Origin of the sequence: Pseudomonas sp. JV241A (assembly GCF_900275665.1) — a bacterium.
Lineage (GTDB): Bacteria > Pseudomonadota > Gammaproteobacteria > Pseudomonadales > Pseudomonadaceae > Aquipseudomonas > Aquipseudomonas wadenswilerensis.
The window spans coordinates 139833-160274 of the sequence record NZ_OPYO01000037.1; the positions used below are offsets into that span (position 1 = coordinate 139833).

The 20442-nt window shown below is 64.0% G+C and carries 19 protein-coding genes; 5 read left to right on the forward strand and 14 right to left on the reverse strand.

What is annotated here, in order from left to right:
* Nucleotides 1-89: 89 nt before the first annotated feature.
* Entirely contained in the window at nt 90-1451 is a 1362-nt protein-coding gene (locus JV241A_RS25565) for an insulinase family protein (RefSeq protein WP_166675754.1), read from the reverse strand.
* Nucleotides 1452-1645: 194 nt separating this feature from the next.
* Here JV241A_RS25565 and JV241A_RS25570 point away from each other — a divergent pair, with 194 nt between their 5' ends.
* A complete protein-coding gene (locus tag JV241A_RS25570; protein ID WP_134065089.1) occupies nt 1646-1924 on the forward strand; it encodes a hypothetical protein in 279 nt (92 codons plus the stop codon).
* 73 nt (nt 1925-1997) lie between these two features.
* Here JV241A_RS25570 and JV241A_RS25575 read toward each other — a convergent pair whose 3' ends face one another.
* From JV241A_RS25575 to JV241A_RS25595, 5 genes are all read right to left on the reverse strand, one after another.
* Entirely contained in the window at nt 1998-2585 is a 588-nt protein-coding gene (locus JV241A_RS25575) for a hypothetical protein (protein ID WP_115086828.1), read from the reverse strand.
* 17 nt (nt 2586-2602) lie between these two features.
* Entirely contained in the window at nt 2603-3214 is a 612-nt protein-coding gene (locus JV241A_RS25580; protein ID WP_115086829.1) for a hypothetical protein, read from the reverse strand.
* A 125-nt stretch (nt 3215-3339) separates the two neighbouring features.
* Nucleotides 3340-5796 (reverse strand): TonB-dependent siderophore receptor, encoded by a 2457-nt coding sequence (locus tag JV241A_RS25585; RefSeq protein ID WP_134065091.1) that lies wholly within the window; start codon nt 5794-5796, stop codon nt 3340-3342.
* A 77-nt stretch (nt 5797-5873) separates the two neighbouring features.
* Nucleotides 5874-6821, reverse strand: a complete 948-nt coding sequence (locus JV241A_RS25590; protein WP_134065093.1) for a FecR domain-containing protein — start codon at nt 6819-6821, stop codon at nt 5874-5876.
* Nucleotides 6818-7333 (reverse strand): sigma-70 family RNA polymerase sigma factor, encoded by a 516-nt coding sequence (locus tag JV241A_RS25595; protein WP_166675755.1) that lies wholly within the window; start codon nt 7331-7333, stop codon nt 6818-6820. Before JV241A_RS25595 ends, JV241A_RS25590 begins: the two co-directional genes overlap by 4 nt.
* Nucleotides 7334-7505: 172 nt before the next feature.
* Here JV241A_RS25595 and JV241A_RS25600 point away from each other — a divergent pair, with 172 nt between their 5' ends.
* A complete protein-coding gene (locus JV241A_RS25600) occupies nt 7506-8201 on the forward strand; it encodes a PAS domain-containing protein (protein ID WP_134065095.1) in 696 nt (231 codons plus the stop codon).
* Nucleotides 8202-8206: 5 nt separating this feature from the next.
* Complete coding sequence (locus JV241A_RS25605) at nt 8207-8992, forward strand: PhzF family phenazine biosynthesis protein (protein ID WP_115087121.1); 786 nt, start codon at nt 8207-8209, stop codon at nt 8990-8992.
* Here the strand turns inward: JV241A_RS25605 and chrA are convergent.
* The 6 genes from chrA to JV241A_RS25635 form a co-directional block, all read right to left on the reverse strand.
* Nucleotides 8985-10184 carry a chromate efflux transporter gene (gene chrA / locus JV241A_RS25610; protein WP_115086834.1) on the reverse strand — a complete coding sequence of 400 codons (1200 nt, stop codon included), beginning with the start codon at nt 10182-10184 and terminating at the stop codon, nt 8985-8987. The genes JV241A_RS25605 and chrA overlap by 8 nt on opposite strands.
* A 145-nt stretch (nt 10185-10329) precedes the next feature.
* Nucleotides 10330-11064, reverse strand: coding sequence for a TorF family putative porin (locus JV241A_RS25615; RefSeq protein ID WP_115086835.1), 735 nt, complete (start codon nt 11062-11064; stop codon nt 10330-10332).
* A gap of 41 nt (nt 11065-11105) precedes the next feature.
* Nucleotides 11106-12848: an amidohydrolase gene (locus JV241A_RS25620; protein ID WP_134065097.1), complete on the reverse strand. Its 1743-nt coding sequence runs from the start codon at nt 12846-12848 to the stop codon at nt 11106-11108.
* A gap of 82 nt (nt 12849-12930) precedes the next feature.
* On the reverse strand, nt 12931-13920 hold the full coding sequence (locus JV241A_RS25625) for a LuxR C-terminal-related transcriptional regulator (protein WP_115086837.1): 990 nt from the start codon (nt 13918-13920) through the stop codon (nt 12931-12933).
* An 81-nt stretch (nt 13921-14001) separates the two neighbouring features.
* On the reverse strand, nt 14002-15174 hold the full coding sequence (locus JV241A_RS25630) for an MFS transporter (RefSeq protein WP_134065099.1): 1173 nt from the start codon (nt 15172-15174) through the stop codon (nt 14002-14004).
* 92 nt (nt 15175-15266) lie between these two features.
* A complete protein-coding gene (locus tag JV241A_RS25635; RefSeq protein ID WP_115086839.1) occupies nt 15267-17171 on the reverse strand; it encodes a M14 family metallopeptidase in 1905 nt (634 codons plus the stop codon).
* Between the two features lie 73 nt (nt 17172-17244).
* Between JV241A_RS25635 and JV241A_RS25640 the strand changes: the two genes are divergently transcribed.
* On the forward strand, nt 17245-17565 hold the full coding sequence (locus JV241A_RS25640; protein WP_166675763.1) for a cupin domain-containing protein: 321 nt from the start codon (nt 17245-17247) through the stop codon (nt 17563-17565).
* A 118-nt stretch (nt 17566-17683) separates the two neighbouring features.
* On the opposite strand, the gene JV241A_RS25645 is transcribed toward JV241A_RS25640, so the two are convergent.
* Nucleotides 17684-18577, reverse strand: coding sequence for an AraC family transcriptional regulator (locus tag JV241A_RS25645; RefSeq protein ID WP_134065103.1), 894 nt, complete (start codon nt 18575-18577; stop codon nt 17684-17686).
* Between the two features lie 175 nt (nt 18578-18752).
* Here JV241A_RS25645 and JV241A_RS25650 point away from each other — a divergent pair, with 175 nt between their 5' ends.
* Entirely contained in the window at nt 18753-19805 is a 1053-nt protein-coding gene (locus tag JV241A_RS25650) for an NAD(P)-dependent alcohol dehydrogenase (protein ID WP_115086842.1), read from the forward strand.
* A gap of 5 nt (nt 19806-19810) precedes the next feature.
* Here JV241A_RS25650 and JV241A_RS25655 read toward each other — a convergent pair whose 3' ends face one another.
* Complete coding sequence (locus JV241A_RS25655; protein ID WP_134065105.1) at nt 19811-20299, reverse strand: DUF2199 domain-containing protein; 489 nt, start codon at nt 20297-20299, stop codon at nt 19811-19813.
* Nucleotides 20300-20442 lie beyond the last annotated feature (143 nt).

Sequence of the window (20442 nt, forward strand, 5' to 3'; positions counted from 1 at the left end):
TTAATGGTAATTACTCTCATTATCATGATGCGTGGGAAATTTCACAATCCCCTTTTCGCGGGGCAAGTCGGATCGCCGCACCGCCGCTCCTACAGATCTTGCCCCGCCACCACGGTCGCCAGCTTCTGTGGCTGAACGACGCGCTTGAACGCCGCCTTGACTTGCGCAGGCGTCACCGCCTCAAGCTGTTGGCGCCAGGTCACCAGGGTATCGTCCGGCAAGCCGTTCAAGGCGATCTGCGCAACATGCTCAAGCAGGCGGTGGCGGCTGGTGCCGGCAAAAAGCTCGAGTAGCCGCGCCTTGGCCTCAGCCAGTTCCTCGGCGCTCGGGCCCTCGCTGACAAAGCGCGTCAACGCCTGATGGGCCGCCTTCTGTGCCTGCTCCTGATGCCCGGCAGGGACTTCCAGCGAGATCACGAAGGCCCCGGCCTGTTGGCCCATGGCGAAGTAGCTGGCCGATTCCCAGCTGACATCGCCGCCAAGCTCAGCGCCCACGGCCCGATTGAGCCGCGTCGGCCAGTGCTCGCCACCGAGAATGTCGCTGCCCAGCAGCAACGGGAAAAAGTCCGGGTCGCTGCGTGGCACTGCCGGCTGGCCGATCTGTATCCAGATCGTACCCTGCTGCGGTTCCAGTTGCTCGCGGCTGGCCTGGCTCAACGCCTGCACTTTGGGCAGCGCTGGCAACGCGGTGCAATCACCGCTCGGCAAGCGCCCAAGCACTGCATTGGCCACGGCATCGGCCTGAGCCCGGTCAAGATTGCCGACCAGGCTGACCGTGGCCCGGCATGGCAGCATCATTGCACGGTAATGCGTGCGCAAATCTTCCATGCGGGTGCGCTCGAGCATGGCCGGGGTCAGAGCATAGCCGAACGGTAGCGCGTACTCGTCCAGGTCAATCTGCTTGTTGCGCTGCAGCCCTGGGCGGGTCAGTTCGCGGCCATAGGGATGGTCGCCATACACCGCCTGGGCAAAGCGTTGCCCTACCCCGGCAAAACGCCGGGTGGTTTCGCCGTTGACCTGGCGAATGTAATACGGCTTGGCCCGGAACCAGATGCTGCCGGCAAAGGCGGGTTCGGCAATCTGCCGACCGAGCAACGCCGTGGCCTCGGCCTGGCGCTGGGCACTGGTGTCGGTGATCTTCAGGATGTAGCTGAAGCGGTCGGCATCGACCTGGGTATTCAGTTCACTGTCCAGGCGCATCCAGGCCATTCGCAGCGCGTTGCCGTTCAGCTCCGGGGCATCGCCCTGGGCATGGATACCTTCCACCGCAAGCGCTGCGCCAAGCACCGCCAGGCCCGGTTGGTCCAGTGGGTCGCGGCGGCTGCCGGCATCGAAGTCAACCTGGATCTGCAGGTCGCTGGCCTGGCTTTGAGGCAACAGGTAGACCCGCGCGCCACTGGGCTGGGTCCAGTGTTGAATGGCCAGGTTGTCGGCAGCCAGGGCCGGGGCCATTGCGCTCAATCCAAACGCGCAGGTGAAGAGTCGTTCCATCAGGGTCATAGCGGTTACTCAAAAGGCCAAGGCGCGGACGCTACGCACTTGGCCGCGGCAGATCAAGCCCTGGCGCACTGGCTGACACTGGCGCCGGCAGGCTTTATGCTCAAACCCCATTTTGCCTATGCCATGCACCTTGAGAGGGGGAACCGATGCCAGCCCTGAGCGCCCGTGAGGTTTGCCAGCAACTGCGTGATGCCGCCCTGGGCGTTCGTCCGTTGCGGCGTGTCGGCACTGAAGTCGACATTGACGGTTGGCGCCTGAGCCTGGATTTCGACGGTACCCGCCTGCACCATTGCCTCAAGTGCTGCAGCAGTGACGGCCGTGAGGGCACGCTGGACCGTTGGCAATGGGGCGCCGATCCGGTGAGTTTGCTCAGCACCTGGGAGCTGGCGCAGGTCGAGCGCTTGTTGCGCGGGGCTACTGCGTAGCCCATCGCCGGCAAGGCCGGCTCCCACAGGGTTGGTGCAGGGCCTGTAGGAGCTGGCTTGCAGCAATGAGGCCTTACAACAACTGGCGCTTGACCGCCTCGTCCAGCGTGCTTTGGGTCAACTGGCGGACCAGTTCGCGGGTGTCCTGCTGGAACGGAATCCCGACGATCAGCACCAGGTGCATCCAGGTGCGTACCGACTCGCTTTTGCTGATGCGCCCCAGCTCCTTGCCGTCCTTGTCCTTGAACACCGTGTCGAGGGTAAAGGTGTTGCGCGCCGTCGACGGGATGATGAAGAAGGTCGCCCCGGTAATGATCGCCGACGCCACGCTGTACTGCTCATGGTTGGTCAGGGTCGATTCGGCGTAGATATCCGCCGCGACTTTCTCGGTGCTCACCCGGGCGAAGCGCCCGGACTGATTGTAGGTCTCGACCAGCGCTTTCTCCCAGGCTTCGGCCGGCCCGCCGGCGGTGGCATTGGGCTGGCCGCGATTGACCTGGTACTGGGCGGTGGTACGTACGTAGGCGGTCGGCTTAACCGCCTGCGCTTGTGCCTGTGGCGGCCAGCTCTGGACCGGCGCCAATTCGTGTTGCGAGTAAGAGACGCAGCCAGTCAGCAGCACAGCGCCGAGCAGCAGGTTGGCCTTGATGATACGCAGCATGGGAATCTTCCTGGAAATTACTGTTTGGCCAGTTTCAGCGTGGCGTCGTCAAGCAGCTTGGCAACCACTTCGTTGAGTTGCGGCGCACCCAGGGTCGGGGCCCAGTATTCGCGGCGGTAGAGGCCGACATTGCGCTCGAGCTTGAGCGCCTGGCGGGAGCTGGCCAGGGTCTTGCCGTTGCGATCCTCGATCACCAGGTCACCGGCGACGTCGAAGCTGTCGACATAGATCGGGCCGTTGACCCAGATCCACACGGTCAGGGTCAGCAAGGCCCCCGGCACGTAGCCTGGATGTGGCCCGCGATGGCCCTTGAGCGAGGTCATGTTGAACTTGAGCATCACGTCCTGCTCATCCAGGCGGGTCGGGTATTCGCTGACCTGCTTGAAGTACTTGCCGGCCTCGACGTACTGGTCGAGCTGCGCAGTCAGCGAGCGGCTGATGGCCTTGCGCGTGGCCTCGTCGATACCCGGTGCGGTGACCGCCACATCGGCCACTTGCGCCGTGCGCGGGCTGGTGCTGGCGGCAGGATGTTGCGGGGCGCCCAATGGGCCGGTGACGTTGTAGGACACGCAGCCAGTCATCGACAGGGTGGCGATGATAGCGGTGGCCTGGAGCAGCTTTCTCAACACGGGATGTCCTTATTTTTGAGCGGAGGGCCAGAGTGCTTCGGCGCAAGATGGCGAAACTTGAGCGCGGCATGCACCGAAGCTGATGTGCTGGCTGCACCGGCCTCATCTTGGCACCAGCCCTGGCCTTAGAAGCTCCAGCGCGTGGTCAGCATGAAGTTGCGCGGATCGCCGTACAGGTTGCCGCCGTAGCCGGTATTGCCGGCAATGCTCTGGTAGTACTTCTTGTCGAACACGTTGTTGAGGTTCAAGCGCACATCGAGGTGCTCGGAAGCCTGGTAGTTGAGCATCAGATCGACCAGGGTATAGGCCTCCTGCTCGATACGGTAACGGCTCTCGGTGGCATAGAAATTGTTGCCCTTGTTGTAGATCTGGTTCTGCCGGTACAGGCCGCCACCGACCTTCCAGCGTTGCAGTTCACCCGGCAGTTGATAGGTGGTGAAGGCCTTGAACACATGCCGGGGAATGTCAGTATCGAACAGGCGTCCCTCGTTGGCCGGGTTGCTGTCCTTGACGTATTTGACCTGGGCAAAGGTATAGCCCGCGCCCAACTCCCAGCCCGGCAGAACGGTGCCGTTGAGCTCAAGTTCGATCCCTTCGCTGCGCAATTTGCCGGCAGCCTCCGCGCAACTGGGCACCAGCGCCGAGCACTCATTGAGCTCAAGCGTCTTGGCGCGGTTTTGCTGGTCGATGCGAAACACTGCGGCACTGGCATTCAAGCTGCCGTCGAAGTACTCGCCCTTGATCCCGAGCTCATAGTTCTTGCCCTCCATCGGCTCGATCGCGGCGCCCGCCGCGTCCAGTTCCGACTGCGGCTTGAAGATGTCGGTGTAGCTGGCGTATAGCGAATGGTGCACATCCAGGTCATAGATGATGCCGGCGTAACGCGTGACATGGCGCGTCACCGAGTAGTCGCTGCCGGTTGGCGCGCGGCTGCCGTTGCGGGTGCTGGTGTCGTTGTCGTACCAGTCCAGGCGCCCGCCGAGGATCAGCTTCAGGTCATCGGCCAGGTTGAAGCGGGTGGTCAGGTAGGCGCCGGTCTGCGAGGTCTCGCGGTCCTGATGCCAGTAGCTCAGGTCCAGCTCGCGCTTGGGCAGCGAGCCCGGGTCCCAGTTGTAGATATCCATGCCGATTGCGTCGTCGCTGTAGTTGCCCTTGCCTTCGAAGGTCAGCTCACGCCGGCTGGCCCCGACCACCAGTTCATGGGTCCGCCCGAGCAACTGGAAAGGCCCCGATGCGTAGGCGTCGTAACTGCTCTGCTCATCGTCATAGTGGTACTGGCCCAGGTACTGACCGAACACCTCGCCCCCGTCGCCCATGCGTTCGGTCATGCTGCCCAGCATCTTCAGGTCCGACCAGGTGCGGCTGGCGGCCAACAGCAGTTTCCAGTCGTTGTCGAAGCGGTAATCCAGGCGGCTGAACACCGTGGTGTTGTCCTGGTCCCAGTACTCCCAGTCATTGCCCAGGTAGGTCTTGCGGGACAAATGCAGGTCGCTGCCATCGATGGCCGTTGGCAAGCCGCCCCAGGTCGCGGTGTTGTTGACACGCTGGTTGGAGACGCCGAGGGTCAGGGTGCTGTTGTCGCTGAGGTCGGCTTCGCCAATGGCGTAGAACACCGAACGCTCGCTGTCGGTGACATCCTGAAAGCTGTTGCGCGTCTGGTACGCCGTGACCACCCGCCCGCGCAAGGTGGCGTTGTCGTTGAGTGGCCCGGAAGCATCCACTTCGCTGCGGTAGTTGTCCCAGCTACCGGCGCTGGCGGTGATGCTCACGCGCGGGTCCGCGGTCGGGCGCTTGCGCACCATGTTGATGGCCGCCGACGGCGTACCCGCCCCCTGCATCAACCCGGTGGCGCCGCGCACCACTTCGACGTGGTCGTAGATGGCCATGTCCGGCGCCGAGTTCATGTCCCGCGACAGGTAATGCGACAGGTCGTTGGACAGCCCGTCGTTCATCAGGTTTTCCACGGTAAAGCCACGCGCGTAGAACGTCGGGCGCTGCGGGCCATCCTTGGTCATGGACATGCCCGGGGTGCTCTTGAGCACATCTTCAAGGCTGCGCAGGTTCTGGTCGTCCATGCGCTGACGGGTGATCACCGTCACTGACTGCGGCGTCTCGCGGATAGTCAGCGGCAGTTTGGTCGCCGTCTGCATCGGCCCGGTGGTGTAGGAACCACTGTCTTCGGTGATGCTTCCCAGCATCTGTCCATTGATACTGGTGGCGCCCAGTTCCAATGCCCCATTGGCGGCGGGCACCTCGACCAGCACATAGCCATCGCTGCTCGCCTGTGCCTGCAATGCATGGCCCCGCAGGACCTGGGCGAACCCTTCCTGCACCGCGTAACTGCCCTGCAGACCGGCACTGGCAAGGCCTGCCACTTGCCCGGCATTGAACGAGATGGCCAGGCCGCTCTCGCGGGCAAAGCGGCTCAGCACGTCACCCAAAGGGCCGCCAGGAATGTCGTAGCGTTTTATCTGCTGCTGGGCCTGTAGCGGCTGGGCTGCCAGCAGAGGCACGGCGCCAAGGGCGAAATGGACCGCCAGGGTCAACGCACGGCAGGGCTTGAATGGCTTGGGTGAAAACATGTTCCCGACTCTCCGATGTATTGGGCTAATACAAGGACGCTCGGGTAACAAGAACTGGAAGCGCTTGATAATAATTTTTATTCGAGTCTGACACGGGTCAGCCAAGGCGTGTAGTGCTCCACCCGGATCGGGAAACTGCGCGCCAGCAGGCGCAAGGCCCGCTCACTGTCGTCGGCAGGCAGCACCGCAGTGACGTTCAGGTGCGCCAGGGCCTTGGCGTCGAACAGCAGGTAGCCCTGATGATTGCGGGCCAGGCGCTCCAGCACCTCGCTCAAGGGTTGTTCGCGCACCAGCATCTGCTGCCTGGCCCATGCCTGCTCCAGGCCCGAGGCATCCACTGCCTGCAGCGCCTGCATGCCCGCGGCACTGAACTGCACCTGCTGCCCGGCACTCACCGTCTGGGTGCTGGCGCCGCTGCGCACTTCGGTGCTCGACTCGATCATCACCAGGCGCGTGCTATCGCCCAGGCGCTCCACTACGAAGCGCGTGCCCAGCGCGCGAATACTGCCGTGCTCGGTGACCACCTTGAATGGCCGAGTGGCGTCCTTGGCCACTTCCACGAGGATCTCGCCACTGACCAGGCGCAAGGTGCGGGTCTGTGCATCGAACTGCAGGTCGACCGCCGAACGGCCATCCAGGCTGATGCGGCTGCCGTCCGGCAATTGCTCGCTGCGCCACTGGCCAGTGCCCGTGCGCAGATCGGCCATCAGGTAGGCTGGCGGATAATGCTGGAGCAACGCCGCGGTCGGCAACAACAGTGCCAGGCCGACGGCCAGCGCCTTGAGTGCGTGCTTGCCGGGGCTTGCTGCCGTCACCCGCTGCAAGGCAGCGCGGGCCGGGGCACGAGGCAGCTGGCGCAGCGACGCGAGGCTACCTTGCAAGCGTTGCACGGCGTCCAGGTGTTCGTCGGATTCAGCCAACCAGGCGCCGAACGCCTGCTGGTCGGCAGCGCTCGGCTCATCGTCCAGGCGCACCAACCATTCGGCAGCCTCGCGCAATACCGCGGCGCTGGGTGACGGGCTCATCGTGCCGACTCGCTGGCGGCGTGACACTGCAACAGAGCCTGGACCAGATCGTTCTGCACGGTTTTGCTCGAGACCTGAAAGCGCTCGGCGATTTGCGCATGGCTCAGGCCTTCCAGGTGACGCAGGATGAACACCTGACGTACGCGAGAGCTCATCTGTTCCAGGGCGCGGGCAATGTGTTCAAGGGCATTTACCGCCGCCAGCAGTTGTTCGGGGGATGGGGCCTGGTCGAGGTGCTCGACGTACCGGGCAAGTTCTTCACGGTAAGCTTGTTCGAGCTTTTGCCGACGGCTGCGGTCGACCAGCAGCCGTCGCGCCACCGTGGCCAGAAACGCCCGTGGCTCGCGCGGCGCCACGTAGGCACCCGCACTGAGCAGGCGCACGAAGGTGTCCTGCGCCAGGTCGGCGGCATTGTGCGGACAGTCCAGGCGTCGCCGCAGCCACCCCAGCAACCAGCCGTGATAGCCCTTGTACAAGGTGTCGAGACTGTCAGCAGGAGGAGGCACGTTCATTGGCGCAGGCATTAAATGAGAATGGTTATATCTTAAGTGCCTGAGCCGGGCGGACGCAATCCGCCAGGGCCCTACCGGATGGAAATGCAGGTTAAATATTCTACAGTAAGTTGATATTTCAACTATCTGTTGATAGCTTGATCGCCATTATTCAACTCTCTCGAAGGTCCTGATGAAGGTTTCCAGCGCATTGAGCAGCGAACGACGGCTGATTCTTGGTGTACTGCACAGCACGCTGAAAATGCTCAGCCATGCACTCGGCTCCCACACCGAAATTGTCCTGCATGACCTGCTCAAGCCGCAGCGCTCCATCCTCGCCATCGCCAACGGCCATGTCACCGGACGCCAGGTCGGTGGTTCGGTTTTGGGCGGGCCACGCCATGATCTGGGTTTCGCCGCCGTGCGCCGGGCTATGGAGGATCGCTCAAGTAGCGATCCCGTCGTGATCGAGAACTACGCCACCCTCGCCCCCGACGGCCGTCCCTTGCGCAGCGCTACCGTGGTGTATCGCGACAGCAGCGGGCAGCCGTTTGCCAGCCTGTGCATCAACACTGACCTCAGCGCAATCGCTGCCGCGCATCAAGTGCTCGGTGGGCTACTGGGGCTGGCGAGCGCACCTGCGCCAGCACCGGATGAATCCAGAGACATGACGCAGCTGATGGCCGAGATCATCCAGGACGCCTGCCCCGGTGGCGTGCTCGGCATGAAGAAAGCGCAAAAAATCGAGGCCGTGCGGCAAATGCAGGAGCGCGGCCTGTTCATCGTCAAGGGCGGCATCGAAAAGGCCGCCGCCACACTCGGCGTAACCCGCTACACCATCTACAACTACCTGGAGCAGATCCGGGCAGCAGATAACGGACAGGAATGATCAGCATGCAACTTGAAATGTTCCAGGTAGACGCTTTCTCGGCCACGGCGTTTGGCGGCAATCCGGCCGCGGTGTGCCCATTGGAAGCCTGGCTGCCGGATGCCACGCTGCAGCAGATTGCTGCCGAGAACAACCTGTCGGAAACCGCCTATGTAGTAGGCAACGGCGAGCTGTTCGAGCTGCGCTGGTTTACCCCGACGGTAGAGGTCGACCTGTGCGGCCACGCCACCCTGGCGACCGCCTGGGTATTGTTCGAGCAACTGGGTGAACAGTGCGACACCCTGCGCTTTGCCACCCGTAGCGGCGAATTGCGGGTTCGCCGTGACGGTGCTCGCCTGGCCATGGACTTCCCGGCCAAGCAGCCACAAGCCGTGGCAGTGCCCGATGGCTTGTTGCAGGCCCTGGGCCTGGAGCGGATCGAGGCGCTGTACCGCACCGATGACTACCTGGTGGTGGTCGAGGATCAAGCGCTGATTGCCGGTCTTGAACCCGACTTTGCAGCGCTGGCCGCGTTTGACGTGCGCGGCATTGCGGTCACTGCCGCCGGCACGCACTTCGACTTCGTCTCGCGCTGGTTCGGCCCGCGGGTAGGCGTCAACGAAGACCCGGTCACCGGTTCCGCCCACACTTCGCTCGCGCCCTACTGGGCCGAGCGCCTGGGCAAGCGCAGCCTGACAGCCGAGCAAGGCGGTGCGCGCAAGGGCCAGTTGCACTGTGAAGTGCAGGACAACGGCCGGGTGATCATCAGCGGTCAGGCTGCGCTGTTCATGCGCGGTACGATCTTCATCTGAGCAGGCTCAACAACTGGCCGCCCAGGCCACAAGCAATCACCACCAGCCAGGGCGGCAGTTTCCAGAACAGCAGCGCCACCAGTGCCAGCAGCGCCAGGCCAAAGTCCAGGGGCTGGAGGATGGCGCTGGTCCACACCGGCTGATAAAGCGCCGCCAGCAACAGCCCCACCACCGCCGCATTGATGCCGAGCATCGCCGCCTGCATGCGCTGGTTGGTGCGCAAGCGCTCCCAGAACGGCAGCGCACCGAGCACCAGCAAAAACGACGGCAGGAAGATTGCCAGCAGGCACAGGACGGCCCCCGGCCAGCCGGACTGCGGCCCGTGCATCGAGGCACCGAGAAAGGCGGCAAAGGTGAACAGCGGGCCGGGGACTGCCTGGGTGGCGCCGTACCCCGCCAGAAACGTCTCGTTGCTGACCCAGCCAGTGGGCACCACCTCGGCCTGCAGCAACGGCAGCATCACGTGACCGCCACCGAACACCAGGGAGCCGGTGCGGTAGAAGGCATCGATCATGTTCAGGGTCGGGCTGGCCCAGAGTTCGGCCAACAGTGGCAAACCTAGCAACAGGGCAAAAAACAGCAGCAGCCAGAGGCTGCCCGCGCGGTGGCCGATGGCGATCGGCAAGGGATCGTGTTCGACGCTGTTGCCCGGCTTGAACAGCAACAGGCCGGCGACGCCAGCGGCGGCAATTATCGCTACCTGGGCCCAGGCCGCAGGCACCAGCAGCACCAGGCAGGTGGCAATTGCCATCAGGGAGATCCGTGGCACATCCGGGCACAGGTTGCGTGCCATGCCCCAGACCGCCTGGGCGACGATCGCCACAGCCACCACTTTCAAACCATGGAGGATGCCGGCGGGTACCGCTTCAGCGTAACCGGCCAGCCCCAGGGCAAGCAGGATCAGCGCCAGTGCCGAGGGCAGCGTAAACCCGGCCCACGCAGCCAGCGCTCCGGCATAACCTGCGCGCGACAGCCCCAGGGCGATGCCGACCTGGCTGCTGGCCGGCCCCGGCAGAAACTGGCAAAGCGTCACAAGATCGGCATAACTGCGCTCGCTCAGCCAGCGACGGCGGCTGACGAACTCGTCGCGAAAGTAGCCAAGATGGGCGATGGGGCCGCCGAAGGAGGTCAGGCCCAGGCGCAGGAAGATCAGGAATATCTGCCATGGCGTGTGATCGTTGGCGTGGGGCATACGACGCTCGTTTTACCGGACTGCGCCCATCTTGCCAGCGATGGGCTTTGTGCAGCCAGCAAATTACGAGCGCTGCGCGCTCGATCGCGGGGCAAGCCCGCTCCCACAGGTTTGGCGCTACCTACAGGATTGGATTGATGCTGGCTTAGAACGCCTTGCTGGCACTCACCACCACGGTCGCCGAGCACAGGTCGTCATAGCCATACCAACTGCTGCATTCGCTTTTGGACAGGTCGGTATCGATATAGCTCAAGCCCCAGGTCACGCCGACGAACTCGCGACTCAGCCTGGCCTCCCACTCATAGTACGTATTGCGCTCATCACCACTGGCCGACCAGAACGCCGGGTCCTTGACATCGTTGCGCCCTGCCCGCAACTCCAGGCCAACCTCGGCCGGCAAGGCGAAACTGTAGGCAACATAGCTGTACAACGTGTCCTGGTCCTTGCCAAAGGCATTTGGCGCATCATTGGAATAGTAGGCGCCAAGCTTGAGCCCATAGAGGTCAACAATGGCGTAAACCTCGCTCATGTTGAACTGGCCTTCCTTGGGGTAGCTGTACTTGAGATAACCAAGGTCCAGGCTGATGGCCTCGGTAGCCTGCCAGTACCAGCCGGCGTAGTACTCGATTTCCTGGCGGGTCTTGTAGTCGAAGCCGTAATCCACCGTCGAGGCCCAGGCGCCGACGTACAGGCCACTGCTGTGCATCAGCGTGGCACCGGCCTGCAGCGCCGGGTCGCCGAGGCTTTGCGAGATGCCACGGGAGCGGTAGTCGCTGGTGGCGGCAAGGCTCATGTCGAGGCTGAAGTCATCGTTGAGTGGCAGTGCCTGGGCCGTCAGCGGCGCCAGGCAGGCGAAAGCAATGAGCAAGCGTGTGTTCATACCAGACCCTTGTTGTTATGAGTGTGCGGGTAACAGCGGTTTCAGGACTCGCTGGCGTAGACCTGCTTGCCGGCGAAGTAGGTGTTGAGCACCCGGGTCTCGAACAGGTCCTCGGCACTGACCTTGAACACATCGCGATCGAGCACGATCAGGTCGGCCTGCTTGCCGGGCGCCAGCGAGCCGATCTGCCGCTCCAGGCGCAGGGCTTTGGCGGCATTGAGGGTGTAGGCCTGGAACATGACCTGGCGATCGACGCTTTCCCCGGCGTTGAGCACACCCAGCGGGCCCTTGCGGGTCATGGCCTGGGCAATGGCGTTCCACGGGTTGGGGCTGGACACCGGCCAGTCGCTGGCGCCGGCGATCACTGCACCGGCCTGTTGCAGCGAGTGCGCCGGGTATTGGTAGGCGTAGGCCTGGGCGCTGACGTAAGGTTTGACCAGCTCGACCGTGTAGTTCTCGCCGGTTGCCCACAGCAGTTGCATGGAGGCGATTACCCCCAGTTGCTTGAAGCGCGCAAAGTCCTTGGGGTCGACCAATTGCAGGTGGCTGATGCTGTGGGCGAGCGGCGTGCCCTGCAGCGTGCGCGCATAGGCGACGCCATTGAGCGACTCGCGCACCGCCCGGTCGCCGACCGCATGCATGTGCACGATCCAGTCACGCTGCTCGGCCGCCGCCACCAACTCGCCGAAGTGCTGCGGCTCGATCAGCAGTTGGCCATTTTTGTGGCTGTTGCTGTACGGGGTGATCACCGCCGCCGTCTGCCCGGGGTATTCCAGCACGCCATCGACGAACACCTTGATGCCCGGAAAGCTCAGGTTGGGCACGCCTTCGAACTGCTTCACGACCTTGGCTAGCACCTCAAGGTCCGCCGGCCGGCTCTTGGGGTTGGTGATCATCAGCGCCGCGACATGGGCATTGAGCTCGCCCCGTTCGGCCAGTGCCCGGTACAACGGCAGCACGCCAACCGTCTGCGCGGTGGCCTTGAAGTCGAACAGCGAGTCACCGCTGCCGGCATTGGCCGCGGCATCCATCCAGGCGGTGACGCCGTACTGGTTGTTGACCCTGACCGCCTCGCGCGCGGCCTTGAGCATCACTTCCTGGCTGGCCGCAGGAATCTGGCTGCGTACCTGGTCCCAGCGCGCTTCGGCAAAGTAGCCGTTGGGGGTGAAGTCGACGTCATGCCCGACATAGCTGCGGTCCTGTTCGGACAGGCCCTTGACCAGCGCAGCATCGATCTGCAAACGCTTGAGCATGGCCTGGTTGGCCCAGCCGGTGTGGCCGTCGATGCCACTGAGCACCAGCGGCTGGCGGGCCCAGCGGCCCTGGTTGAACAGCTGGCCAAGCTCGCGGCTGTTGTCCCAGTAGGCCGAACTCACCCCGGCGATACTGATCACCTCACCCGCCTTGCCACGGCCTTGCCCGACCTCGGCGAGGATCCACTGCTCAAGCTCGGGCAGCGGCTTGACCTCATCCTGCAGGTTGGCCCCGAGGCTGTCGAAGGCCGCCACCACCGGGTGGCTGTGGCTGTCAATCATGCCGGGCATCAGCACCTTGCCCGCCAGGTCGATACGTTGCGTGTGGGCATCGGCCAGGGCCTGGATCTGTGCGTCGCTGCCCACTTGCAGGACCTTGCCATCCTTGACCGCGACCGCTTGCATCAGGCCCTGGCCGGGTTCGGCGGTGAACACCTTGCCGTTGAACAGCACCAGGTCCGCAGCGGCCAATGCCGGCAGCGCAGAACAGGCCAGCGCAGTGGCCAACAGCGTGGGAATCAATCGTTGCATTGCAGCGCTCTCTTGTTGTTATCGGGGCTGGTCACACCCTATAGAGCGCAGCAAGGCAAGGGACCTCTGCAAATGAGGAGGGTCAGGCAGTTTTTTCCGCCACCGGCAGCGCCGCACGCAAGGCCGCGCCCAGTTCCACCTTGCTCTTGACCCCCAGTTGCACGTAGCAATTGCGCAGGTAGGTGCGCACGGTTGCCGGGCTCAAGGACAGGATCCGGGCGATTTCCTTGTAGGAGTGACCGGCAGCGAACAGCATGGCTGCGGTGCGCTCGCGGGGGGCCAACAGCACCCCTGGGGGTGGCGCCTCCAGCGACAGGATTACATGCTCGCCGTTGCCACTGAGGGTCAGGCTGCTGCGGCCCAGGCGCATCACGCAGGGCGCCCTGGCAAGTTGCGCGCTCACCTGCGGCGGCAGCAGCGAGCCGCTCCAGCCCGGCAGCGCTTGCTCGATCGCCGCGCACACGCGCGCGCCCACATACAGCAGGCTGCCATCCAGACGGGCAATGCCAAAATCGGCAGCGGCGTTGCCGGTATCGAGACGGATCATGTCCTGCACCTGAAAGCGCCACAGTTGCAGCAGTTGCTCGCAGAAGGCGGCGAACAGTTCATCCTCGCTGTCGCTGAAAGCAGCGTCGTGCTGGCCTCGGTACAGGCAGACGTAGAAATTCAGACCGCTCTGTGGCAACTCGAAGGTGATGCACATCAGGTGGTAGAGGTCGTAACGGCGGGCGAACACATTGACCGCTTCGTTGGGGTCGGTGAACTCGCTGTCGCGCACGACCTGCCCCGGCCGCTCCAGGGTGGTGTGGGCGAAGCAGTCGATGCCGGCGACCTCGCTCCATTCGCGGGCAAAGGCCGGCGGCAGGTCGATGCGCCCGTGCATCCAGCTTTGCGGCGGCGCACTGGCGACAGCGCCGGACATCTCGCCCCACCAGGCCGAGGCGAACGGCACGAGCGCGCGAAACGCCTGCAGGCCCTCGGCGATGAAATGCGAACCGCCGCGCTCGCGGGCAAGGCTGGCCAGTTGCAGGACACAACGATTGAATGCCTTGAACTGGGTACTGCTGAGCATTGGCCAACCCCGCTTGCTGCCGATCTGTGGCGCCGACAGTGCCACAGGGGGTGGGATAGCGTCCAGCCTGCGCCGCTGTGGCTAAACGGTCGTCGGCAAACCCGATTGCAGTTGCCGCTCTACCCACCAGGACAGCGGCAGGGTCAGCAGCAGGATTGCCGCGAGCGTCATCACTGCCGCCGTGATGCCGGCCCCATCGCCTACCCGCCCAAACACCACCGGTGCCAGCGCGCCACCGCCGATGGTGCCGGTGTAGAACAAGGCAAAGGCCTGATCGCGCTTGCCCGCCCCCGTCAGTTCCGGCACCACCCCGTACAGCACTGACGAAGTGCCATTGAGCACCAGGCCCAGCAGCGGCAACAGCGCCAGCATCGCCGTCAGCGGCAAAAACAGCATCAACACGATCAGCAGCGCGGTCAGCGACTCGGTGCACCACACGGTTTTCATCATGCCGATGCGCGCGCCCAGGTAGCCGCACAGCAGCTTGCCGAAAGCGCCGCCGACGAACAGCAGCATCAACGCCAGGCCGATACCCGCAGAGCCTGCGCCCTTGCCTTGCAGCAGGAACGGCAGAAAGGTCAGAAAACCCATGCGCACTGCGCTATCGAGGGTGCCGGTCAGCAGCAATGCGGCCAGGCCATTGCTGGACTCGTTGCCACTGGCAATGACGGGTTTGCGCGGGCTCGACGCCAACGAGGTCTGCGGTGCAACCAGCCACCAGAGCACGGCAGCGACAGCCAGGCCTAGCAGGCCCAGCACGGTCACACTGGTTTGCCAGCTGGTCACCAGCAACAGCAAGCCGACCCCGGCGGGCACCAGCATCTTGCCGATATCACCGGCAAAATTGTAATGCGCCAGCGCCTCCTTGACCCCGCCCCCGGCCTCATGGGTGTCGGTGACCAACGAGGACGCCAGGGGGTGTTGGGTACTGGCGCCAAGGCCGCCCAGCAACAACGCGAACAGCAGCATGCCCAGGCCACCGGCCTGCCCGGCAACCAGGTAAGCCAGCCCGGCCAGGGCGGTGCCGCCCACTAACAGCCGCTCCCGGCCCCAGCGTTTCGCTGCGCGGCTGGCCAGCAGCTGCAGGCCAGCCATCATCCCGGCATAGGCGCCACGCAGCAGGCCGACCTGGACGAAGCTCAGGGCAAACTGCGCCTGCCACAGCGGCAGCAATACGTAGATGACGTCGGTGAGGCCATCGTGCACGGCGTGGGCCATGCTCGCGGCGAACAGTGAACGGCGACGGATGTTCATGCAGTGAAGGCTCTGGCCGGAAGACCAGAGCCTTTATAGACCACAGGTTTTGCTGAACACCAATACCGATTTCAGACCGATTGATACCGGAATCAGTACACCGCGCCCACCGGATAGACGAACGCATTGACGTCATAGAACGGCGTGCGCTGGTAGAACCAGTGCAGGCGGGCGCTGGGGCTGGCGGCGAAGGCCTTGTCGCTCTTGAGTTTCTTGTCGAACTCGGCCTTCAAGTCCGGACTCTCGGCGAGCATCTTGCGCGCCATTGGCTCCATCACGTATTCCTCGGGCTCTTCAGCCGCCACCAGGGTCGCGTTGAAAAAGCCCCAGGCCCAGAACGAGTCCGGGCTTTCGGGGTACAGCAGGTTGACCGCCAGCACGCCCAACGGCTGGTCGGTATCGATCACCACCGAACCCGCCGGGAAGGTCTGCAAGCGCTCCAGCGGTTTGGCCACGCCGCTGACCAGCAAACGCCCTTCGTAACCCGGGATCTGGTTGCTTTGCGTGCGATCGGGCTCGAAGCCACCTGCCACTTTCACCTCATCCATGCGATACAGCGTCACCGCAATCGGCGTCGGTTTGTCGAGGGTAGTCATGTGAATGCCATGGGCCTTGAGCCGGGCAATCACCTCGCGCCACTGCCCCGGCACCACGTACTGCCGGGGCCGTTTGACCACCAGGTCGGGCTCGGTGTTGCCGGTGACCGGCACGTTGAGTTTTTTCGGTGTGTTGCTCCAGACGATAGTCCTGGCGCCGGTGATCGGCGACTGCTCATAGCGGTAGTCACCGACGGTGAACGCCGTGGTCTGGGCCTTGCCCGGTTTCCAGGTCAGGGTCACCTGCTCCTGGGCCTCCAGGCGCTCGCGGTCCTGGCGGATGGCTTCGTTGAGCGACACTGCCTGATCGCCGATCACCTGGAACATGCTCTTGAGCATCACGTAGTTACCCAGCACCTGGGTCTGGTAAGGGTGCAAGGCGTGTTGCTCGATCAGGATCGACGGTACGTTGCGAATGTCGCCGTACTGGTTGGAAAAGCGCGCATAGTCGGTGCGGTACGGGTAGTAACCCTGGCCCGGGTCCTGGTTGCTGTTGAGGCTGATGCACTCATGCACCACATGGCCGTCGGCCTCCAGCGCCTGGTACACCGGCGCACGCATGACGTTGTCCATCCAGGCGCTGCTGGCTGGCGACCAGCCGTTGCCGTTGTGGCAATAGGAACTGTCGTAGGGGTACATGGCGCCGTCGGTGGAATGGGTGTCGGCAAAAAAACTCAGCTGGTAGGTGTTGAACACCCAGGCGACGTTACGGATCTCGGCGCTGTCGAGCTTGGTGAAGTCACGGTTGAGGTTGTAGTTCAGGCCATTGACCCGCCAGCCGGTTTCGTCCGGGCCATTCTGGTTGATCCGCCCGTAGGCGCTGCGGCGCAGGTCGCCGTCGACGTTGACGGTGGGAATGAACAGGATGTTGACCTTCTCCAGCAAGGCGGCCAGCGGCTTGTCACCGGTGGTCATGTCACGCAGGAGCATGAACATCGCGTCCTTGCCATTGGCCTCGCCCGGGTGAATTTCGGCTTCGACGAAGATCGTCGGCTTGCCGGACTCATTCAACCCGGCGGGTGATTTGTCGACCTCAAGGGAGGCAATGGCCATCAACATCGGGTGGCCTTCGGCGCTTTTCTCCGGCAGGTCGTTGAGCACGATGCTGCCACCGGAGGCGGCGGCCAGGCGGGTCATGTAGGCGCGGGTTTCATCGTAGTTGCTGGTCTGGCGGAATTCGCTGGCTTCGGCCTGGGTGATCAGCGGGTTGTCCGGCTTGGCAAGGTAGCGGGTGCTGGCCAGGGTCTGGGCGAACATCGGCGGCAGGATGCGCTGCTTGGCAGCCGGCGAATACAGGCTATCGTCGATGTAGGACGGTGCGCTGGGCAAGGCCGCCAGGGCTGGCAGCGCAGTGCCCAGCAACATCGCGACAACGAGGGGCTGCAAAAGCGGGTGTTTCATGATCGATCCCTGTCATGAGAAGCAGGTGCCCACCTTAAACCACAATCTGCAACCAGACGAGAGCCAGGCCGCCATGCTCGACAACCTGTTCAACCCCCTCCCCACTCCCGGCGCGCAAGAGCACTTCGAAGCCCTGCTGGCCCGGCCGGGGCTGCGCATCGAGCGTATCGTCTCCCATGGCCAGGCCAGCCCGCCGGGGTTCTGGTACAACCAGGCGCAGGGGGAATGGGTGGTGTTGCTGGCGGGGTCTGCCGGGTTGCGGCTGGAGCATGAGCCTGCCGAGCGAGTGCTGCGGCCGGGGGATTTTATCGAGATTCCGGCGCACTGCCGGCATCGGGTGGAGTGGACCGACAGCACCCAGGCCACGGTGTGGCTCGCCGTGCATTATGACTGATGGGTAGGAGCGGGCTTGCCCCGCGATGAGGCCCGTGCAACCAGCACATCATCTGTCGCCTGGATTGCGACCGCTTCGCGCTCGATCGCGGGCAAGTCCCGCTCCCACAGGTGTAGCGCTACCGATACAGCTGTTCTTCCCCCGGGCTGCGCTCGAAATAGCGTTTGTACTCGCGGCTGAACTGCGACGTGCTCTGGTAGCCCACCCGGTGCGCCGCCTGGGCCACGCCCAGGCCTTCACCAATCAGCATCTGCTGGGCCTTGAGCAAGCGCAGGCGCTTGAGGTACTGCATCGGCGACAGCAAGGTGCTGCGCTTGAAATGCTCGTGAAAGGTCGAGGCACTCATGTTTGCACACGCCGCCAGGGCTTCGACGCTCAGCGGCTCGGCATAGTGCTCGCGCAAGTAGCTGAGCGCCGCCGCGATGCGGGCAAAGTGGCCCTGCTGCTCCACCAGGGCCCGCAACACCCCGGATTGCGGCCCGCGCAAGGCCACATACAGCACTTCCCTCACCCGCGCCTGGCCCATCACCTGGCAGTCCAGCGGGTCGTGCAGGCAGCGCAGCAAACGCTCGACACTGTCGCGCATGGCCTCATCCAGCGCCGCCGAAGTCATCGACTCCGGGGTCTGCGCCTTGATCGCCCGGTCCGGCGCCAGGCCCATGCTCTGCACCAGCTCACCCAGGACGATCCGGTCGATGGCCACCGACACCCCCAGCAACGGCTCTTGCGGGGTGGCGAAGGTCTCGCACATGAACGGCACCGACAGCGCCTGCACCAGGTAATGCCCGGCGCCGTATTCCAGGGTACGCGGCCCGAGGCGCGCCAGTTTGCTGCCCTGGGCGAGGATCATCAGGCTCGGCTCGTAGATCTGCGGGCTGCTGGCCACGTAGTGACTGGCCGACAGCACCTGCACCTGCGCCAGGCGCGTGTCGACGAAGCCCGGGCGCAGCGCCAGGGAGCGGATCAGGGAGCACAGGGTGGCGTTGGCATCGGAGTGGCGAGTGAGCTGCATGGAGAACCGCACGGAGGATTGGACACTGACATCATCGCAGCTTCGCAGCCAGGCGCCAGGGCCCGGCGACCAACTACGGAGTTTTAGGCATGACAGGCGGAGGAATGACGATGGGCGGCGCGGCGCTTGATGCGCAGAATGCGCAGCCTTCACTGATCACCGTTTTTGAGGCCCTATGTACACAGCCATCGGTTACGCCGCCCAGTCTGCCACCGCGCCCCTGGCGCCCATGACCTTCCAGCGCCGCAGCCCGCGTGCCGACGATGTGGCGATCGAGATTCTCTACTGTGGCGTGTGCCACTCCGACATTCACCAGGCCCGCAACGAATGGGGCATCGCCGTCTACCCGCTGATGCCCGGCCACGAAATCGTCGGCAAGGTCACCGCCGTCGGCGCCAACGTCAGCCGCTATCAGGTCGGTGACCTGGTCGGCGTCGGCTGCATGGTCGACTCCTGCCGTCACTGTGAAGCATGCCAGGCGGACCTTGAGCAATACTGCCTGGAAGGCCCGACCATGACCTACGCCACCCCCGACCGGGTCGACGGCAGCAACACCATGGGCGGTTACTCCAGCAGCATCGTGGTCAGCGAGCACTTCGTCGTGCGCATTCCGCAAGGCCTGGACCTGCCCAGCGCCGCGCCGATCCTCTGCGCCGGCATCACCACCTACTCGCCGCTCAAGCATTACGGGGTCAAGGCCGGCGACCGCGTCGGCATCCTCGGCATGGGCGGCCTGGGCCATATGGGCATCAAGTTCGCCAAAGCCATGGGCGCCGAAGTCACCCTCTTCACCCGTTCACCGGGCAAGGCCGAAGAAGCGCGGCGCCAGGGTGCCGACCATGTGATCGTGTCCACTGACGCAGCGCAGATGCAGGCCGCCGCCGGCTGCTTTGATTTTCTCCTCGACACCATCCCGGTCCAGCACGATCTCAACCCCTACCTGGAAACCCTCACGTTCGACGGCGTGCACATCCTCGTCGGCCTGATCGAACCGGTCGACCCGGCGCTGCATGCGGCCAACCTGGTAATGAAGCGCCGGGTACTGGCCGGTTCGTTGATCGGCGGCATCGCTGAAACCCAGGAAGTGCTGGAGTTCTGCGCCGAACACGGCATCAGCTGCGATATCGAGATGCTTGATATCGGCAACATCAACGAGGCTTTCAGCCGCATGATTGCCGGCGATGTGAAGTACCGCTTCGTGATTGACATGGCCACGCTAAAGGCCTGAGCCCTTCAGGCGAACACCACGCTGTACTCATGAGCGCGGTGCAGGGAAATGCCCTTGGCCTGCTCCACGGCCAACGGGTGGCTGCTGGTGCTCAGCGTCACACTGGGGCGCGAGGTCGGGCCGCTCAATTGCAGCAGGCCTTCGAGCCCCAGGGTCTGTGGCAGGGTCGGGATACTGTTGGCCAGGCGCACGGTAAAGGGCGGCTCGGCCGCCTGGCGTTCATCGCGCCACAGCTCGCAGACGCGCTCAAAAGCGCTCGGCTGCAGTTCGACCCAAATGCCGATGCAGTAGCTGTCGTTAAGCTCCACCACGCTCAGTGGCAGTAATGCCCGCTGGAAAAACCGCTCGCCGGCGATCACACACCAGTCGTTGCTTTGCTTGACGTTGTGCTCGCGTTCTTCGGGGGAAAGTTCGAATAGCGCATCGGGGCGGCGAAACGCCAGTTCCCCCAGGTCATCCGCATGGTCCTTGCCGCACTGACTGCACGTGTTCAAAGCTGCCTCCTGCAATGGGTCGAGTCATCAGGGGGGCGACTTTATCAGGCCGGCAGCGCAATGTTGAGCTGCGGCTGATTGCCCTACTCGGCAAGCCGCCGGTTTTCTGGTCTATGGTTAAAGGTTCAGCCCTTGCAACCCAC

Bases quoted from the DNA above. Each gene is read 5' to 3' on its own strand.
- JV241A_RS25630 (WP_134065099.1), bottom strand. From the start codon at position 15,174: ATGAACATCCGTCGCCGTTCACTGTTCGCCGCGAGCATGGCCCACGCC.
- JV241A_RS25620 (WP_134065097.1), bottom strand. From the start codon at position 12,848: ATGCAACGATTGATTCCCACGCTGTTGGCCACTGCGCTGGCCTGTTCT.
- JV241A_RS25575 (WP_115086828.1), bottom strand. From the start codon at position 2,585: ATGCTGCGTATCATCAAGGCCAACCTGCTGCTCGGCGCTGTGCTGCTG.
- JV241A_RS25565 (WP_166675754.1), bottom strand. From the start codon at position 1,451: ATGGCCCCGGCCCTGGCTGCCGACAACCTGGCCATTCAACACTGGACC.
- JV241A_RS25590 (WP_134065093.1), bottom strand. From the start codon at position 6,821: ATGAGCCCGTCACCCAGCGCCGCGGTATTGCGCGAGGCTGCCGAATGG.
- JV241A_RS25645 (WP_134065103.1), bottom strand. From the start codon at position 18,577: ATGCAGCTCACTCGCCACTCCGATGCCAACGCCACCCTGTGCTCCCTG.
- JV241A_RS25605 (WP_115087121.1), top strand. From the start codon at position 8,207: ATGCAACTTGAAATGTTCCAGGTAGACGCTTTCTCGGCCACGGCGTTT.
- chrA (WP_115086834.1), bottom strand. From the start codon at position 10,184: ATGCCCCACGCCAACGATCACACGCCATGGCAGATATTCCTGATCTTC.
- JV241A_RS25640 (WP_166675763.1), top strand. From the start codon at position 17,245: ATGCTCGACAACCTGTTCAACCCCCTCCCCACTCCCGGCGCGCAAGAG.
- JV241A_RS25635 (WP_115086839.1), bottom strand. From the start codon at position 17,171: ATGAAACACCCGCTTTTGCAGCCCCTCGTTGTCGCGATGTTGCTGGGC.
- JV241A_RS25570 (WP_134065089.1), top strand. From the start codon at position 1,646: ATGCCAGCCCTGAGCGCCCGTGAGGTTTGCCAGCAACTGCGTGATGCC.
- JV241A_RS25585 (WP_134065091.1), bottom strand. From the start codon at position 5,796: ATGTTTTCACCCAAGCCATTCAAGCCCTGCCGTGCGTTGACCCTGGCG.
- JV241A_RS25600 (WP_134065095.1), top strand. From the start codon at position 7,506: ATGAAGGTTTCCAGCGCATTGAGCAGCGAACGACGGCTGATTCTTGGT.
- JV241A_RS25615 (WP_115086835.1), bottom strand. From the start codon at position 11,064: ATGAACACACGCTTGCTCATTGCTTTCGCCTGCCTGGCGCCGCTGACG.
- JV241A_RS25625 (WP_115086837.1), bottom strand. From the start codon at position 13,920: ATGCTCAGCAGTACCCAGTTCAAGGCATTCAATCGTTGTGTCCTGCAA.
- JV241A_RS25595 (WP_166675755.1), bottom strand. From the start codon at position 7,333: ATGAACGTGCCTCCTCCTGCTGACAGTCTCGACACCTTGTACAAGGGC.
- JV241A_RS25650 (WP_115086842.1), top strand. From the start codon at position 18,753: ATGTACACAGCCATCGGTTACGCCGCCCAGTCTGCCACCGCGCCCCTG.